The sequence below is a fragment of the Actinocrispum wychmicini genome (assembly GCF_004345645.1).
Taxonomy (GTDB): domain Bacteria; phylum Actinomycetota; class Actinomycetes; order Mycobacteriales; family Pseudonocardiaceae; genus Kibdelosporangium; species Kibdelosporangium wychmicini.
The window spans coordinates 1-17,077 of sequence record NZ_SLWS01000019.1 but is presented as its reverse complement, the minus strand read 5'-3'; the positions used below and the strand labels follow the sequence as shown (position 1 = coordinate 17,077).

8 protein-coding genes and 1 pseudogene are annotated in these 17,077 nt (G+C 63.8%); 3 read left to right on the top strand and 6 right to left on the bottom strand.

The window, feature by feature from the left end; all coding sequences use genetic code 11:
* Positions 1-11: 11 nt before the first annotated feature.
* On the top strand, positions 12-830 hold the full coding sequence (locus EV192_RS50100; protein ID WP_132125897.1) for a thiopeptide-type bacteriocin biosynthesis protein: 819 nt from the start codon (positions 12-14) through the stop codon (positions 828-830).
* A gap of 91 nt (positions 831-921) precedes the next feature.
* Here the strand turns inward: EV192_RS50100 and EV192_RS50095 are convergent, their stop codons facing one another.
* From EV192_RS50095 to EV192_RS50070, 6 genes are all read right to left on the bottom strand, one after another.
* The gene (locus EV192_RS50095; RefSeq protein WP_132125896.1) at positions 922-1,419 is read right to left on the bottom strand and encodes a DUF6933 domain-containing protein; all 498 of its coding nucleotides are present in this window, start codon (positions 1,417-1,419) and stop codon (positions 922-924) included.
* 135 nt (positions 1,420-1,554) lie between these two features.
* A complete protein-coding gene (locus tag EV192_RS50090) occupies positions 1,555-2,283 on the bottom strand; it encodes a M48 family metallopeptidase (RefSeq protein WP_132125895.1) in 729 nt (242 codons plus the stop codon).
* The gene (locus EV192_RS50085; RefSeq protein ID WP_132125894.1) at positions 2,270-5,362 is read right to left on the bottom strand and encodes a type I restriction endonuclease subunit R; all 3,093 of its coding nucleotides are present in this window, start codon (positions 5,360-5,362) and stop codon (positions 2,270-2,272) included. The genes EV192_RS50090 and EV192_RS50085 overlap by 14 nt, the downstream gene beginning before the upstream one ends.
* Positions 5,359-6,561: a restriction endonuclease subunit S gene (locus tag EV192_RS50080; protein WP_165961014.1), complete on the bottom strand. Its 1,203-nt coding sequence runs from the start codon at positions 6,559-6,561 to the stop codon at positions 5,359-5,361. The genes EV192_RS50085 and EV192_RS50080 overlap by 4 nt, the downstream gene beginning before the upstream one ends.
* 29 nt (positions 6,562-6,590) lie before the next feature.
* The gene (locus tag EV192_RS50075) at positions 6,591-9,023 is read right to left on the bottom strand and encodes a type I restriction-modification system subunit M (RefSeq protein WP_132125892.1); all 2,433 of its coding nucleotides are present in this window, start codon (positions 9,021-9,023) and stop codon (positions 6,591-6,593) included.
* Between the two features lie 868 nt (positions 9,024-9,891).
* Positions 9,892-10,737: a hypothetical protein gene (locus tag EV192_RS50070; protein ID WP_132125891.1), complete on the bottom strand. Its 846-nt coding sequence runs from the start codon at positions 10,735-10,737 to the stop codon at positions 9,892-9,894.
* 307 nt (positions 10,738-11,044) lie between these two features.
* Here EV192_RS50070 and mobF point away from each other — a divergent pair.
* Together mobF and EV192_RS50060 are read left to right on the top strand one after the other, a co-directional pair.
* Positions 11,045-13,453: pseudogene (gene mobF, locus EV192_RS57615) on the top strand (MobF family relaxase); the annotation flags it as partial.
* Positions 13,454-16,034: 2,581 nt separating this feature from the next.
* Complete coding sequence (locus EV192_RS50060) at positions 16,035-17,009, top strand: recombinase family protein (RefSeq protein ID WP_243727589.1); 975 nt, start codon at positions 16,035-16,037, stop codon at positions 17,007-17,009.
* Positions 17,010-17,077: the final 68 nt, after the last annotated feature.

Genomic DNA, 17,077 nt, shown 5'->3' with positions numbered 1-17,077 from the left:
GAAGGAGCAGCATGGACACCAGTTCGCAGCGCCCAGCGTGGCAGCAGGTCGCCGTCGAGTTCGCCGACTACGCCATCGCCGAACAGACCGCAGCCGTTCACCTATTGCCGATCATGAACCGCGCTGAAGCAGATGGCCTCGTCGCGTCGTGGTGGTTCATCCGCAAAGCGCCTTGGTGGCGGCTGCGCTACCTGCCGCCATACCAGGCCGCCGAGGCCGCCGCTCGGCACGCTCTCCACGCGGCGCTGGACAACATGCGCGACACCGGCCGTATCGCTGGGTGGATCGAGACGATCTACGAGCCCGAGGTCCACGCCTTCGGCGGCACCGACGCCATGACGATCGCGCACCAACTGTTCCACCTCGACAGCCGACACATCCTCGCTTACGTCGGCAGCGGCCGTGATCAGGTGCGGGAGCTGACGGTCTTGCTCTGCAGTGTCCTGATGCGGGCCGCCAGGCAAGACTGGTACGAGCAAGGCGGCATCTGGGCCCGCATCGCCGAGAACCGACCGCTCTCACCTGCAACTCCGCCTGACCAACCGCGAGCCCTGGAGTCCAGTCTGCGGCGGCTCATGACCGTCGACGCAGGTCCCAGCAGCCCGCTGGTCGGGCCCGATGGCACGCTCGCGAAAGTCGCCACGTGGTCGGCCGCATTCCACTCAGCCGGCACAGCACTCGGCGAACTCGCCAGCCGCGGAACGCTCCGCCGCGGCCTGCGATCCGTGCTGGCTCACCACGTGATCTTCCACTGGAACCGGTTCGGGCTGTCCTACGACACCCAAAGCATCCTCGCTCGTGCAGCCCAGGAGGTGGTTTTTGGTCAGTGACACGAGTTCTCAACGTCATGTTCAGCCACATCTGTTGGCGTACTGGGGCTCTGTGCCCAGTGGCGTACAGATGGACCTGTATGGTCGGGCGTCAGGTCGCGATCGCGTGCAAGGTCGCGGCTAGCTCACGGTCCGGGCTGACGTTTCTGTCGTACAGCGGCCCGCAGGGTGTCGTGGCCAGTCGGACCGCGAGCCCGGTAAGGTCCATGGAGGGATCGGCGTTATGGTGGATCTCGGCGAGGCGGGCGAACTCGATCATGACACCCACGACGCTGCGGTTCGTGGTCGCGCCCAACTGACAGGCCTGCATGTGCTGCCGTTCTTGGTTGATGATGGCGGCGGGCGCGTGGTGGGCGGTCAGTACGGTGGTGACCTGCTCGGCGATCCTGCTGGTCAGGGTCGAGGCGGGTGCCAACGGCACCAGCACCGGCAGCAGCGTCGACTCGTTGACCAGCAGCGCGACCCGCGGACGCCAGAACAGGACCGTGGCGTACCACGGACCCAGCAGCGTCGTGCCCCGGTCGTCGTCGCGCGCGGTCGATGGACCCGTCAGGCGTAAGAGTTTCTTGGTGGCACGCACAATCAGCACTTGACCATCCTGCTCCGACCCAGACCGCGGCACGCCACCACGTCGGCCATTGAGGGTTACGCCGGTCACGGAGCCGGGACCACCGGATGACGTCACCACCGACGTGCACGTTCACTCGCACCTGACTGTGCGCATTCAGTGCACAGCCCATTCTTCGTCAGCTAGAGGCGCGTTATTGAGCCGTTCGCGTCGGCTGCGCCAATCAGGCAGGAACTTGTCCATGAGCCTGATGAAACGCTCCCCGTGATGGCGTTCGAGAAGGTGCACCATTTCATGCACCACGATGTATTCTAGGCAGTCGGGATGCTTCTTTGTGAGTTCCAGATTGAACCAGATGTGCCCTGTCTCGCGGTTGCATGAGCCCCATTTGGTCTTCATCCGCCGGATGGTCCATTTGGGCACAGCGCGCCCGATGACGGGCTCCCATTCGGCGATGAGTGCGGGGATCCGGCGACGAAGTTGCTCGCGCTGCCACCGTTGCAGGATCGTGAGGCGGTCTTCGCAGCTGGTGCCAGACGGCACATAGAGCAGCAATCGTTCGCCATCCAACTCTACGTGCGCTCGTCCTGGACGCTGGTTCACTTTCAGGCGGCGCCGGGTCCCCCATACATAGTGTGACTCGCCGGTCTCCATCTCCCGTTCGGATTGGCGTTCAGCATTGCGAAGTTGCTCGCGCTGCCGTTTGATCCACGACAGCCGTTGGATCACCGCCAAACGGACATGTTCATCATCTAGCCGCCGCGGCGCGGCGACGCGCACTCGACCAAGCGGCGGGTATACACCGATATGGAGGTTCTTGATATCCTTGTAAATGACGTCGATGTCGATGCCACGAACAGTTAGGCAGGCGCTAGCGGTACTCATGGCGCGCCTTTATCAGTTCAAACAGTTCGTCGAGACGGTCGAAGTCGGCAGGTAGCGTCCGCGCGAGCGCGCGCTTGACCTTCTTCTCCTTGATCGGATTGCCCACCCATGAGTCGGGCTTGGTGTGCAAGACAGTCATATCGATCTCGATCGCAAGCTTGATGGATGGGTAGACGAGGTCAATCAGAGCCCGACGAGCACCGTTGTTGGCCCACTCCGGGTACACGGTATCTGATTCGCCTTTGCCGAGCTTAGTCGCGTGCTCCAGCAGTCTCTCAAGATACTCCTTGTAGTCCAGAGCCCCCTGGCGCCGCTCCTCAAGGATGGCGTCGAGCAGCTCTGACATCTTGTCGTAGTACTTGGGATTCATCGCGCGCTCGTCGATGATCACCTTGCGCATATTGTTGGTGATCGTCTCCGCTACCGCTTCGGGGTCCTTCTTGATACCTGTGGGAAGTTTGTCAAGCGCGGCAGTCCCCATCTCCACAATCAGTTGGATCAGTCCGGCATCTTGGAAGTCAGAGACAACCTCGGATGGCTTGGCGCTGATGTAGGTGTCAAGCAGGTGGCGCATGCCAGCCTCATACTGCTTGAAGTCGACGTCCTCGCCAGCGCCAAGCTTGACCTCGTCTCGCACGTTGGCGTAGTGGGCGATCTCGTCTTTGATCGCTGCGGCTTCGGCATCGCTGTAGCCAGCGGTGTTCATTTCGTTTGCGAGGTTGCTGTAGGCGCGCGTCACAGCCGCAACAGCCTTGTAGAGTTCGACCCGCTTGGGCTCGTTGGCCTTGAGCTGCTCGGCGTTGCCCTGCTCGCGAGCGCAGAAGTACTGCTGATACTGCAAGGTGTTCTTCGGCGGTTCGACTGACTCACACAGCGCCCGGATCTTCTCCAGGGCCTCATCAAGATCTTCGCGAGCCTTCTCGATCCGATCGGACAGCAGTCCCTCGATGTCCTTCTTCTCGTAGCCCTCCAAGGCACCGCCCGTGTAGTCGGTGATAGCGGACTCAAGAGAGTTGAACAGGTCCCGATAGTCGACGATGTAGCCGTAGTCCTTGTCCTCGCCGTCGAGGCGGTTGACTCGGCAGATGGCTTGAAACAGGCCGTGATCTTGCATCTTCTTGTCGATGTAGAGGTATGTCGCGCTCGGGGCGTCGAAGCCGGTCAGAAGCTTGTCGACGACGATAAGCAGTCGCATCCGGCCTGGATCGTTGACGAAGCGTTCCTTAATGTCCTTCTCGAACTGCTCGACCTTAGTCATCGCCTTATCAGCAGGCTCGTTGAAGTGATCAGCAAGCATCTGCTTGTAAATCTCGTACTGACGCAGTCGCTCGGTGGCGCCGTGGCCGGAGTCCTCCTTGGAGATATCGCCCGCCTGCGGTCTATAAGACGTCACGATGGCGCACTTGCCCTTGAACCCAGCCTGGGTGAACAGCTCGTAGAACTTGCACGCCTGGTAGATACTCGAACTGACGAGGATCGCATTGCCGCGGCCATCCGACAGGCGCGGCTTAATCTCCATGTCAAGGAGAATGTCGTCGACGATCTGCCGAGCGCGCGGCTCCGAGCTGACGACCTTCTGCATAGTGCCCCAGCGCTTTTTGAGCTCCGCGCGAGACAGGTCCGTCATGCCTCTGGTCTTGGCCGCGAACCACTTGTCGACCTTCTCGGGCGAGGTTAGCTCCTGGTCGATGTTGCGTGCCTCGTAACGCAGGTCCAGTACGACACCATCGGCCACCCCCTCGTCGAACTTGTAGGTATGGATGAAGCTGCCGAACTTCTCGATCGTGGTTGCTTTGTCCGCCTTGAGCAGCGGCGTGCCGGTGAAGCCGATGAACATCGCGCCCGGCATGAGCGCCTTCATGGCGTCGTGCATCTTGCCCGACTGGGTGCGGTGGGCTTCGTCGACGAAGACGAAGAGGTTGCCCTTGGCATGAAAGTCCTTGGGGACAGTTGCATTCAGCTCACGAATAAACTCGCTCTCGGCCTGATCGCGAGCAGCGTCCTCCTCCGAGCCGCGGAACTTGTGAACCAACGAACAGATCAACCACTCCTCGCTCGCGTTCAGCGTGGTGAGGAGGTCGGCACCGCCCTTGGTGCGGTAGATCGACTCGTTGACCCCACGGAAGACCTTCTCGATCTGCTCGTCCAACTCGGTACGATCGGTGATCAGCAAGACTCGTGGGTTTGTCCCAACCTGAGACTCGCGAATCCACTTGGCCAGCCACACCATGGTGAGAGACTTGCCGGAACCCTGGGTATGCCAGATGATGCCCCCCTCGCGCTTGGCGATCCGCTCTTGCGCCGCCTTGACACCGAAGTACTGGTTATGCCGGCATGTCTTCTTCTGTCCTGCGTCGAAGACCATGAAGTCGTGGATCAGTTCGAGTAAACGCCACTTGGAGCAGAGCTGAGTCAAAGAACGATCAAGCGGGTCGGCGATGTCGGCCAGCTCACGCCACGTCAGCCAGTACTTCTCCGGCGTGTCGATAACGCTGTAGCGCAGCCCTTCCACGTCGTTGCCGGCCATCACCAGCTGTACTGTCGTAAAGAACGGCCGGATAAACTCGGGTCGCTGGTTCCCGTAGCTTTGCCTGATACCTTCGGATACAGCGACCTTCGAGCGCTTGAGTTCGATCGTCCCGAGGGCAATGCCGTTGACATACAGGACGATATCGGGGCGCTTGGTGTGCTGGCCCAGCACGGTCACTTCCTCCGCCAGGGCGAAGTGATTCGCCTCTGGTCGTGCCCAGTCAATGAGCCATACTGTCTCCGTCTGCTCACCTACGCCAGGCTTGACCTTTACGCCATAGCGCAGCAGGCCATAGACGTCACGGTTCGCCTCGTACAGGTCGCGGCCTCCGCCGAGCGAAGCGTCGCTCTTCAGCTTGTCGACTGCCTTGTTGACCAGGTTGTCGCTGTAGCCGCGGGCGCGGAGGTTCTGCGCGAGCAGTTCGACCTCAACGTTGGTGTTTCCCTCGCGATACTCCCAATTACCGAGATATTCATAACCTAACGAGTTCTGGAATAGCGCGACGACGCGATCTTGAGCCTTGCGCTCGGGTTGCCCGACGTTACTCATGCCGCGCTCTGCTTGACTGGAAGACGGATACGGCCAGTCAGAAGCTGCTGCATCATGCCCTGCTTGATCGACAGGGCCTTCTTGAGTCGTTCCCTAAGAGCAGAAATCTCAGCTTCGCTGTCCTCCAGGACCGAACTGATCGCACACTGTTCGCCCAATGATGGGAGTCGCACGACAACACGACCCAATGATCTTCCATTAGTCAATGCGCGAGTCGTGTAAGAGGCTGCAGAAGTGACCTGACTGCGGACACTGTCGATTTGGAAAAGATAGGCAATGAATCGGGATTCGCAAACGGCAGAGTGCGGACGCCCTCTTAGGATAAAACCGCTGAAGGTTGCATCCGGTATATCCTCAATGAGGACGGCTGCCGTCCCAACTTCGTCAACAGTTTCAGAGGTGCGCGTGAAGAAGAGGTCACCACGCTTGGCGGAAAAGCGTCTAATCTCATCCCGAGTAAGAGTGACCCGTCCCTCCATATCGGCAGCAGCGATGAATGGTCCGTTCATCACGTCCATGAAGTTCACGATTGGCGTGCCTGATCCGAAGAACTGGCTCGCCTTGTTGAGGCCATTTTTGAATTCCAAGAAGTTGCCGACGCGGGACTCCACCCAAGGCTCAGTGAACCCGGGAAGCCTGGCTCTGCCAGCGAGAAGCTGCTGCATCACCCCCTGCTTGATGGCCTGCTTCTTTGTGATTGTCCGTTCCTGCTGCGCTATCAGATCGTCAGCATCGCTTAGTAGGGCTGCGATTGCACGCTGCTCACAGATAGGAGGGACCGCGATTGGGATCCGTCGAACGAGCTCCCCGCTCAGGTTCTCCTGGCTTCCTGCGTTACTCATCGAACGGATCTCATCGTACCGCGATGCCAGGTAGTACAGAAGATATCGACCGTCAAGTCGACTGCCGACCTCGATGGCCGCGCACGCCTGGTTCATGGCGGCAGGGATGCGCAGCAGCGCGGCCTTGCCCCGAGTCTTTCCCTGTCCGTACATCGCTAGGAGAAGCGTTCCCGGGGGTGCAATCCTTGCGGCAGATGCCTTGAGTCCAGCCTCTGTGATTGTTTCACGGGCCGAAGCAATGAATCCGGCATCAATCTCAGCAGTTGTCACCCACGGAATACCGCCGCCCCAGTATGTGGGTACACCTCGGGACGGGGTACCGCCAGAGTAGACGCGCGCCAGCTCACCGAGCGGCACGACAGGCCAGCTAATCGAAAGCCTCCCGTTCACGAGATTCCCATTTCTGCAAGGTGCATGGCGACTTTGGTTTTGAGCTTCTCCAGCTCGGTATCAAGCCTCTCGACCGTCTCGGCGTAGCGTTCGCCAAGCTGTCGGATCCGTGAGACGAGAGTAAGCGTGAGAGCGTTGACTTCGCCGGTAATGCGGTCACGGATGGTGGCTGCCCACTTGTCGTCGAGTACAAGTTGCTTGATCTCTGGCAGGCTGAGATCGCCGTATTTTCGGAGGGTCGCCATGTCGAGTGCGGCCTGGACCTCCTTGGCGGCCTTCTTGGTGACGGCTTCGTCGTTGTGCAGCTTGATTAGGTGTTGGAGAGCCCTGATCTCTTCCGGGTCAGCTCCTTCGTGCCGCGCCACCTTGAGCCGCGTCAAAGCGAGAGTCTTAGAGATCTTGCCGTCCTCCATAGCCTCTACGAGCATGCCGTCTTCGACGGCATGCTCCTCAATGTATTCCTCGACGGCACGACCGGCGTCCTCGGCCGCCGCGTTCAGGGTGTCGACCTCTGCCTGCTCGTCCGCAAAGTAGCGTGCGACGACGAGCGCCGGTGGGATGAGGTCCATCTTGTACTTGGTGGCGCTACGCCCCGAACCAACGATGAGGTCCGGCGTCTCGGAGAGCTTGCGCTCCTTGTCCTCGATGGTTTTGCGAGGCTTCGCCGCGTCGAGCCACCCCTCGTTCATGGTGAGGAAGACATCATCGTGCATGACGCTGTGCCAGTACGTCATGAGTTGTTCGTAAACGTCGTACTCGTCGAGCAGAGGGGTGTCCTTGAACCGGGCCAATAGGTCGTCGCTGATCCTGGTGATCAGATCCTTGGGGGCAGTATCCGCGTTCAGGGCCTGCAGCATCGGCCGGTGCGCGGCGAACCAGTCATCCACCCGGGCGCGTACGTCGGTGGCGAACTTCTGGAACTCGTCGGAATCCAGGACAGTCTGCTGCACCTCGGTCACGCCGATCGTAAGGTCACTGTAGCCGGGACGATTTGGCTTGAAGAGCATGGCACGAAGGCTCGGGAACGCCTCCCAGTAACCGCTGAGAGCGTCCAGGTCCCGGTCCGGGATCCCGCCGTCCATGTGAGCGTGAAGGTCCTGGATGTCCTCCGGCTCGGAGGAATCGACGTAGCGCGGGATGTTGAGGCTGTAGTCGTTCTTCGGATCGGCGATCTCGTGAAGCGGCACCATGCGCGAGTAGCGCTCGATCTGGATCTGCCTGTTGAAGACGTCGACGATCTTGTGGATGTCCTGGCTGCGGAGGCGGTTCTTGTTGCCGTCCTTGATGAAGCCCCTGGAGGCGTCGATCATGAAGACACCGGTGCGTGCCTGGGCGTTCTCCTTGTCGAGGATGATGACACACGCCGGGATGCCGGTGCCGTAGAAGAGGTTGGCTGGCAGGCCGATGATGCCTTTGATGTAGCCACGGCGCAGCAACTCCCTGCGGATGCTCGCCTCGGCGTTGCCACGGAAGAGGACTCCATGCGGCAGGATGACGGCGGCCTTGCCGTTGCTCTTGAGGGACTTGAGAATGTGTAGCAGGAAGGCGTAGTCGCCGTTTTTCTCGGGCGGGCGGCCGAACTCGAATCGACCGTATTCGTTCTCCAAGCCATTGCTCCATGACTTGATTGAGAACGGCGGATTAGCTACAGCGAAGTCGAATGTCCGCAGCTGCGTTCCCGTAATCAACTGCGGGCTCGTGATCGTGTCACCCTTACGGATGTCCGCGTCCTCATTGCCGTGGAGGATCATGTTCATCCTGGCTAGCGCCCAGGTGGCGTTGTCTTTCTCCTGGCCGTAGATGGTGATGCCACGCGGTGCCTCGTCGGCAACCTTGAGGAGCAAAGAGCCCGATCCGCACGTGGGGTCGTAGACCGTGTGGTCCTGCCGGGTACCCGGTCCGATGCCGACAACCTTGGCGAGTACACGCGAGACCTCGGCCGGGGTATAGAACTGGCCCTTCGACTTGCCCGACTCCGTGGCGAAGTGCCGCATCAGGTACTCGTAGGCGTCGCCGAGTAGGTCGTCGCCCTCCGCGCGACTTCCCCGGAAATCCAAGTCAGCGAAGATCGTCACCAGCTTGGAGAGCCGGTCCTGCATCTCCTTGCCCTTGCCGAGCTTCTCCTCGTCGTTGAAGTCGGCCAGGTCGATGACTTTCTCCAGCCCGTTGGCCTCGGCGAGCTTGCCGATGATCTTATTGATCTTGTCACCGATCTCCTTGTCACCCTTGAGTGCGGTCACGTCATCGAAGGAGCCGCCCGCAGGGACGTCGATCAAGGAGTTGCGATCGGACTTGGCCTTGTCTGTCACGTACTTCACGAACAGCAGCGTCAGGATGTAGTCCTTGTACTGGCTGGCATCCATGCCGCCGCGCAGCTCGTCACAGCTGCGCCACAGCGAGCTGTACAGGTCCGACTTCTTCAGAGCCATTACCACGCCACCCCCTCACGGACCGTGAGAACCGAACCCAACCGCGAACCCGCGGTGAGGTGCGCGTGTGACCTGTCCATACTTCGGTGCCCATCCTTCATGCGTCAGCGAGTAGCATCTTTGTCACGCAGGGTAACGCTCGACTTGAATGCCCCAACGATAGCGCCGGTCATGGACAGATCGGCCTTGCCATGCCGACGGCGAGCCATTCAGAAGCAGGCCACCGACAGGGCACTGTCACTCTGAGTGAGAACGCTGCGGTAGTACCGGCGGCGAGCCAACGGTTCCTGGTGGTCGCCGATCGCGCGCAGTTGGTGCCACACCACGAGCGACGCCTGTACCTGCGCCTGGGGTTCTTGGGCGGCCCTACTGTGGCCCAGCTTCGCGCGGTCTCGGCCTTGTCGTCGGAGGTCTCCCAATGTTCCCACCATGTCATCTCGTCCAGACCAGGTGGGGCGGGTGTTGGGAACGGCCACGGCGCCAGGCTCGGATACCCCGCTGAAACCGTGTGCCAGTGGGAACCCGATCCGGCTGACCTTGGTGTCGCCGCCACGGCGGCGGACCCGTGTCACGGTTCGCGGTTGTCGATCTTGACGACAAAGGCGTGGACGTTGCCGGCTCGCCGCAGCTGAAACAGTGGAAGGTGTCGAAGGCGGGTCGTACCCGAAACGCGGTGGAGCCGCAGAACGGGCATAGACCGCGCAGGTCATGGTCGCCCAGAGGACGCAGCTCGGTGTGGCGGCGACGACGTCGGTAAATGGTGCCAGGGTCTGGTCGCTGCGGGCCAGGCACGGTCGAGTCGGGCACCGTCGCACGTTATCGCTCGGCACCGACGGTCGCCGTGGAGTGCGTCGCGGTTCCGGCATGTTCAGGTCAGTACGGATTCGGGGAGGTGCAGCAGTAGGCGCTCATTGCCGCCGATGTCGATACCCTCGTCCACCACAGTGTCCGCGTCGCCGGGGCGTCCCGGTTGGAGTTCACGCCAGGGTTGATCGAGCAACTCGCCGAGCGACCACTCGCGCTTCTCGTCGTTGTCGAGCACCAGAACCCGGTTGGGTCGGTTGTTCTCGCCAGCGAGTGTGCGCCACCGGACACCGTCGTCCGGTCCGCATCGAGTCACGACCTTCCAAAATCGAGTCCACGCCATCGGCCGGTTGGTCAGCGTCCGGCCGAACAGGCTGGCCCAGGCCGGCACCTTGCCGACCATGTGGGAGCCGTTCAGGGTGAACAGCCTCGCCCTTCTTCGGTGCGGCATATTCCAGGTGGGCGGCAGCGCGGCGGCCAGGGATCGCGCCGACATCACGTAGAGCCAGTCGCCAAACCATGGCGGCCCCACGCGCCGTCGCCACCATTCTGGCGGTGCTGCCGCCGTTCCTGTCGGAGCGGTCGGGGCTGTGCCGGACCGGGATGTCAGCGGCCCGGTCCAGTGCGGGGTCGGGAACACATAGTAGGCCGGCAACGGCGGCCCAACCGGTGGGGTGAGATACCGGGCCAGTTGAAACGTGTCGATGTCCAGCACGTGATCGGCGCCGTTCGCCTCGGTCGTCTTCAACTCCAGCGCGAGCGTCTTGCCTGGCCCGGACGCAGCCAGCCGAGGTAGTTCAGTCAGGACGTCCTCACCCGATGCGGGCCACCACAACGCGCCGTTGGGAAACCGGTTTGACAGATAGATGCTTGTCCAGTGCTCCAGTGTCTTCTCAGGGATGGAACGCATACGACCCCCAGCCACGGTTCGAGGTTGCCGGTCCAGACGATGTTGCCGGCCTTGTGGCGTGAGCGCGACACCGCGACCGACTTGAACCAGCCCAGTAGACAGCATCGCATTCCATAAAACACACTAGGTTCGAATCCCCCGATTCGAACCTAAGACAAAGAAAACCCATCAGGTTTACAGCAAGAAAGTCTCAGAATTCTCACCACAATCAAAGGCGCACCGGTAAGGTATCCCTAGCGGGATACCCGTTGTTGATCTTCGTCGGGGGACGGGGAACGGAGCGTTCCGCGCGTTCGGGGGACGCGCCATGGCGTATGTGACGCCGATTTATGGGGGATCTGCCGCACAGATCGACTACCGGCTGGGTCGGACTCAGCACAAGTGCGAGTCGGATGTCCAGTTCGACTATCACGCGGATGGTCGGGAACGGCCGCTGCGGTGGATCGGCGAGGGCTTGGCCGAGTTCGATCTGGCTGAGCTGACGGCCGGTGCGGAGTTGACCACCGAGCAGCATGACTTGGCCCGCGCGTTGATGGCCGGTCGGCATCCGGGTACCGGCGAGCAGTTGGTGACGCCGAAGCTGGCGGTGCCGCCGGACGCGAAGGTGTCGTTAGGGCCGCTGGTGGCCGCTGTACAGGCGGTCGCGGTCGAGCGCGGCGTGGCGGACCCGGCCGAGCTGTTCGTAATTCCCAAGCAGCGCTCGGCGTGGAACACGGCAGTGCGGGCGGTGGCGCGGCGCGGAGATGCCGCCCTGCTGCGGGTGGATCACGCGCTCGGCCTGGCCGAAGCGGCCGAGGTGGAGGCCGAGCGGGTGTGGCCGGAGGTGGACCTGATCCAGGTCTACAGCAATCTGTTCGAGCCCAAGGTGGTTCTCGGCGAGGACGGCACGCCCGTGCTGGACGCGGCTGGTTCGCCGACGGTGGAGTTGGTGCCGCGTCGGGTGCCGGTGGGGATCGTGGGGTTCGACATCGGGATCACGCTGCCGAAGTCGGCGAGCCTGTTGCTGGCGTTCCTGCCGGACGAGTTGATCGATCGGGTGGAGGCCGGGTACACGGAGGCGATCGAGCGCACCTTCGGCTGGGTAGAAGAACGCACCTCCTACGTGCGACGCGGCAAGCACGGCGACGGCCACACCGCCCGCCGCGAGCAGACCTCCGGGTTCTCGGGGTGGGTGATGACCCATCGCGCCGCCCGCCCGGTCGGCGACGCGCAGGTGGGGGATCCGCACTGGCACGTGCACATCACCATCGGCAACCTGGCCAAGGCCGCGGACGGCACCTGGCTGACCGTCGCGGCCGGGGGCCGGGATTTGATGCGGCACGCCCCGGCGATCGACAGGGTGACTCAGGCGCAGGTGCGGTCGTTCCTGCACAGCGAGTTCGGCATCACATTCACTCGCTCGGCCCGGACCGGAGTGTGGGAGGTCGAGCAGATCCCGGACGCGGCGATCGTGTACTTCTCCAAACGCGGCCAACAGGTCTCCGCGGTGCTGGAGCGGCTGGGCTACAGCACCACGGACGTGTCTGCCGCTCAGGCCCGGCTGCTGACCCGGGCTTCCCGGTCGGCGAAGTCGGAGACCACGGCCGCGAGCGACGCGACGTTGCGCGGGCTGTGGCGCACCGACGCCATCCAGGGCGGCCTGGACCCGGACGCGCTGATGGACCAGGTGCTGGCCGCCTACCGCACCGGCACCACGACGGCGCCGGCTGAGTTGAACGCCACGATCGAGGCGCGGTTCGGTATCGGCTTGGACGAGATCATGGCGACGTTGACCGACCCTGAACATGGGTTGACCGCGCACGCTCGCCGCTTCTCCCATCTGGACTCTATCGCCGCCGTGGCCGACGCTCTGCCGTACGGTGCGGCGATCGAAGATGTGGAGCGGTTGGCCGACATGGCGTTGGCGCACCCCGCGTTCGTGGCGCTGCCGACTGCTGGCGTCGAGCACGTGGAGGCCGGGCCGGGAGCCCGAACCCAGCTCGCCGGGGCGCACCAGATGACCGGCGGTCAGCTCTACACCACCCAGGACGTGACCGCCGCCGAGCACACCATCCTGGCCGCCACCGCGGCCGCGGCGGACCCGGCCGCAGTCGATGCGCCCGACCGTGTGCGGGTGCCGTCCGCCACTGTGGACTTGGCCGTGTCCGTTGTCGAGGCAGCGCAAGGCTTTCCCTTGTCGGGCGAGCAACGTTCGGTGCTGTACCGGGTGGTCAGCAACGGGCGCGCGGTGGAGGCCGTCGAGGGACCGCCCGGAACCGGGAAGACCACGCTGATGCGGGCTGCCCGTGTCGCGTGGGAAGCCGCTGGCTACCGGGTGGCCGGGGCGGCTACCGCGGCGGTGGCTGCGCAGAACTTGGCCGCGGAGTCGGGGATCGCGTCGCGGACGGTGGCGCAGTGGTTGTGGCGGATCGACCACCGGGACGGTTTGGCCGGTGTCGACGTGTTGGTGCTCGACGAGGCGAACCTCACGGGCGATCGGGATCGGGCCCGGCTGTACACCGCCGCTGCGCAGGCCGGTACGAAGATCGTGGAGGTCGGTGACCCGCGGCAGTTGCGTGGGGTCGGGGTCGGGTCGATGTTCGGCTACCTGCACTCACTGGTGGGTGGGCCGCGGTTGACGGAGAACCGGCGGCAGCGAAACGCCGACGAACGCGCCGCGCTCACTGCGTTTCGGGATGGCCGGCACGCCGAGGCGTTGCATACATGGGCGCGGTTGGGTGGGGTGGTGGCGAGCGAGACCGTCGATGACGCCGTCGCGGCGATGGTGTCGACCTGGCTGCGGCTGCGGGCCGGTGCCCCGGACCCGCACACCCACACCGCCGGACTGCTCATGCTGGCCGCGACCAATGAGCAGGTGGCCCGGATCAACGAGGCCACCCAAGCCGTCCGCCTGGCACAAGGAGAACTCGGCCCGGGTGCCACGTTCCGCCTGCCCGGTGGCCGAGACATCCGATTCCACGTAGGTGATTTGGTGTTGCTCCGGCGCAACGACCGCCACCAGCAGGCCGTCGAGGGGGACGCCGTGCTGAACGGGTATCGCGGCGTGGTCACCGCCGTCACCGCCACGGGGGTCGAGGTGGCGTGGCGTGACCCGGCCGCCGAACCCGGTGCGGAACTGTCCACGGCGGTGCTCTCGCCTGGCTACATCGCTGGCGGCGGGCTGGAGTTGGGGTACGCGTTGACCGCGCACAAGGCCGAAGGACTCACCGTGGGTGGGGAATGGGTGCGGCCGGACGGCACCCGTAATCACGGCAGCGTCCTGGTCTACGCGCCGGGCCTGGACAACCCCGGCCTGTACGTAAGCCTGTCCCGCGACAAAGGCCAGGTCATGCTGTTCGGCGCCCGCGCGGAGCTGGAGGGCGAACGGGAGGACCTGCTCTATGGGTCGCCTCGTAACCAGCAGGAGCTGACCGATCGGGTCATCGCCGCCTTGGCCGAACGCGCTGCCGCGACCGCCAGCACCGCGAACGATCGCCCGGTGCTGGTCGACCTCGGACAGGCCCCAGTTGATCCCGCTGGACTCGCGGACGATACCGATCCGATGGCTCAAGCCGCGCCACCGGCACCAACCCAGGCGCCCGTGGGTCATCTGCCAGCCACGCCGCAACCACAACGGCCGCCAGAGCCGGAACTGCAGCCAGCGTTGGCATCTGTAACGGTCACCGAAGAGCAGCGGCATCAGTGGCGCGAGCTGGTCGCGCGATCGGTCGCGGCGCGCCGTGCGGGCGACCTGGACGCCGCCCGCACGGCCGAGACAGAGCGGCAGGAACTGATCACGCAACTTGGCCCGGAGCGGGTTGCCGTGTTGCGCGCGGAATCCCACCAGAACGCCCTGCAGAGCCTGCAGCAGTACCGGGAGCAGCAGACCCACCAACACCAGGAGCGGCTGCGGCTGACCGCGCAGTGGCAAGCCCGGTCGCACAGTCGGCTCACCGATGCCGAACTGTCCCTTGCGATTCGGCGGGCCGACCGGCGGCACGCCGAGCACCTTGCCGCCGCCGAAGACGCTCGCCAGCAACTGGCCGAGCGAGAGCCGGCGGTAACTGCTGGCCACGGTCCTGGCATCACCCAGTTGGAGGCCGAGGTGCACCGTCTGCGGGTCAACGCTGAACGCCAGGGCACGCTCCAAGCGATTGAGCATCGCTGGTACGCCGCCCGGGACGCCGCTGGTGATGCGGCAGTACGAGCCTTCGACAAGGAACGCGATGCCGAACGCACCCGCTGGTGGCAGTCGGGCCGGCGGGAGCAGTTGCAGGCCGAGGCCGCAGCCGAGAAAGCCCTGGCCGAGCAAGCTCGGGCCGAGGCGGCCGAGCTGGCCCGCCACGCCGCGGAACTTCAGCAACAACTCGGCGGTCCCACGGCGTGGCGACAGGCCCGTGAGCGGGCCGAGCGCGCTGAAGCCAGCTATGGGCAGGACTGGCAACGCGCCCATCAGGCCGATCAGGACGAGCTGAACCAGCTGCGCGACCACATCACCAGCAGCGACACGGCCGCGGTAGACGCCGGCGTGCGGCGCGACGAACTCCTTGCCGAACAACAGCTTCGCGCCGTCATGCCTGAAGCCCAGGCCACCCTGGAACACCAGCTGCGAACCGGGGCGATCGAACACCAACGGCTCACCGCGCTGCAACGCCAGGTGCACCAGTCAATTCAGGCAGACTTCGACTACCAGCAACGCTCCGTCCAGACCCATGTGCACCGCGATGTCGACCGGGGCGGCCCAAGCTCCGGCCGCTGACGCGGTTCTCCGATGCGGTCGGTGATCGTGTGCGTACACATGCGACAGTGCCTCACGCGGTGCTACTGTCGATGGTCCAGCGTGCGAACCGTTCTGGGGATCCAGCCCCCTCGGGGATCGTGATCGGTCGGCCCACACTCGCTGGCGAAGGCGCATACGCCTTCGGACAGTGTCAGCAGGCCGACCACAGGACAGTCTTGGTCGGCCCTGGAATGATGCCCTGGGGGGACCATGGGATCCGACCTCGTGTCAGCGAATGACCCGGACAAGCACCGGGACAGCGACGACGCAACAGGTTTACCTGTTCCGTCGCCGCGCCCAGCACCTGACGACCACATGGAGAACCTGCCGAAAATCAGACCTGGCAGGCCGGAGTGGTCGTACGATCAACGCGACAGACGCGGAAACGATCGCCGCTACTGGGGGCTTGTCGACCGAGTTGGCGGAGCCGAAGGCGATCGATTACGTGGTGACCTTGCCGCCGTCGTTCGTGACTTGCTCGACTGGGCGGCGCGACAAGTCGAATCCGACATGGACTCCAGTAAGGATGGTGGAGCCGATGACCTCCCCTCGTGACTCGCCGACCAACCCACCCCCGCCCGCGCTCAGACGGAGCAGGACACCCGGCACACCGGCACCAGAGTCGGGTCCGTCTGGGCTGTCCGACTATGACGTGTCGCCGTTGGGGATGTCGGCCGCGTTGCTGCGTCGTGAAATCCGGGTAGCAGTACTTGCGCGATGCTCGACCGAGGACCAGCAGGACCCTCGGCAGTCGGTGATGCGACAGGTGGGCACCTGCCGCACCGCCCTGCCGGAGTCCTGGATGATCGTGGCGGTCTTCTACGACGTCGAGTCCGGTCGGATGGAACTGGACCAGCGCGGCCAAGGGGAGAACTACGAGCGGTTCGACATCCCCATCGCTCGCGACGGCGGCATCTCCGATCTGCTCGCCGAAGCCGCCCGTCCCGGACGCCGGTTCGATGCGGTGATCTGCGAGTCGATCTCCCGTGTCGCCCGCCGGACGTTCGAAGGGATCTCAGTCGAGCGAGCGTTGGAGCGTGCGGATGTGCCGTTGTTCGCTGCGAACGAACCGATCAGAGTCTCGGGTAGCCGGGCCCAGTGGGTGTTGCAGCGGCGTATCAACCAGTCTGTCGCCGAGTACGAAGTTCTCAACACTCTCGAACAGTCATGGGGTGGGTTGTGCACCCACGTGCGTGAGGGCTGGAACATCGGCAAACCGCCCTACGGGTACAAGGCAAAGACCTACCGGCACCCCAACCCGACGAAGGCCGCGAGAGGCCACACCAAGTCTCGTCTGGAACCGGACGGTGTGCGGGGCGAAACAGTCACGCAGATCGCGATGTGGCGCTACCATGACGAACTCGGCTACGACACCATCGCCGAACGACTCAACGCCGACCTCGTGAAGTATCCACCGCCGGAGCCGCCTGGAAAGCAGCGGGCACGCGGCGCATGGGTCAAGACCAGCGTCTGCGAGGTCCTGCGGTTCTCTGCACTACAGGGGACAGTGTGATGGCCCTCGTGTTGTCCCCTGCTCGTGGCTGGTGCCGCAGGGATTCCTCAGGTCATGCGTCAGCGAGC

Excerpts from the sequence above, each read along its gene's own strand:
- EV192_RS50100 (WP_132125897.1), top strand. The coding sequence starts at position 12 with ATGGACACCAGTTCGCAGCGCCCAGCGTGGCAGCAGGTCGCCGTCGAG.
- EV192_RS50090 (WP_132125895.1), bottom strand. The coding sequence starts at position 2,283 with ATGAGTACCGCTAGCGCCTGCCTAACTGTTCGTGGCATCGACATCGAC.
- EV192_RS50085 (WP_132125894.1), bottom strand. The coding sequence starts at position 5,362 with ATGAGTAACGTCGGGCAACCCGAGCGCAAGGCTCAAGATCGCGTCGTC.
- EV192_RS50075 (WP_132125892.1), bottom strand. The coding sequence starts at position 9,023 with ATGGCTCTGAAGAAGTCGGACCTGTACAGCTCGCTGTGGCGCAGCTGT.
- EV192_RS50070 (WP_132125891.1), bottom strand. The coding sequence starts at position 10,737 with ATGCGTTCCATCCCTGAGAAGACACTGGAGCACTGGACAAGCATCTAT.
- EV192_RS50060 (WP_243727589.1), top strand. The coding sequence starts at position 16,035 with ATGACCTCCCCTCGTGACTCGCCGACCAACCCACCCCCGCCCGCGCTC.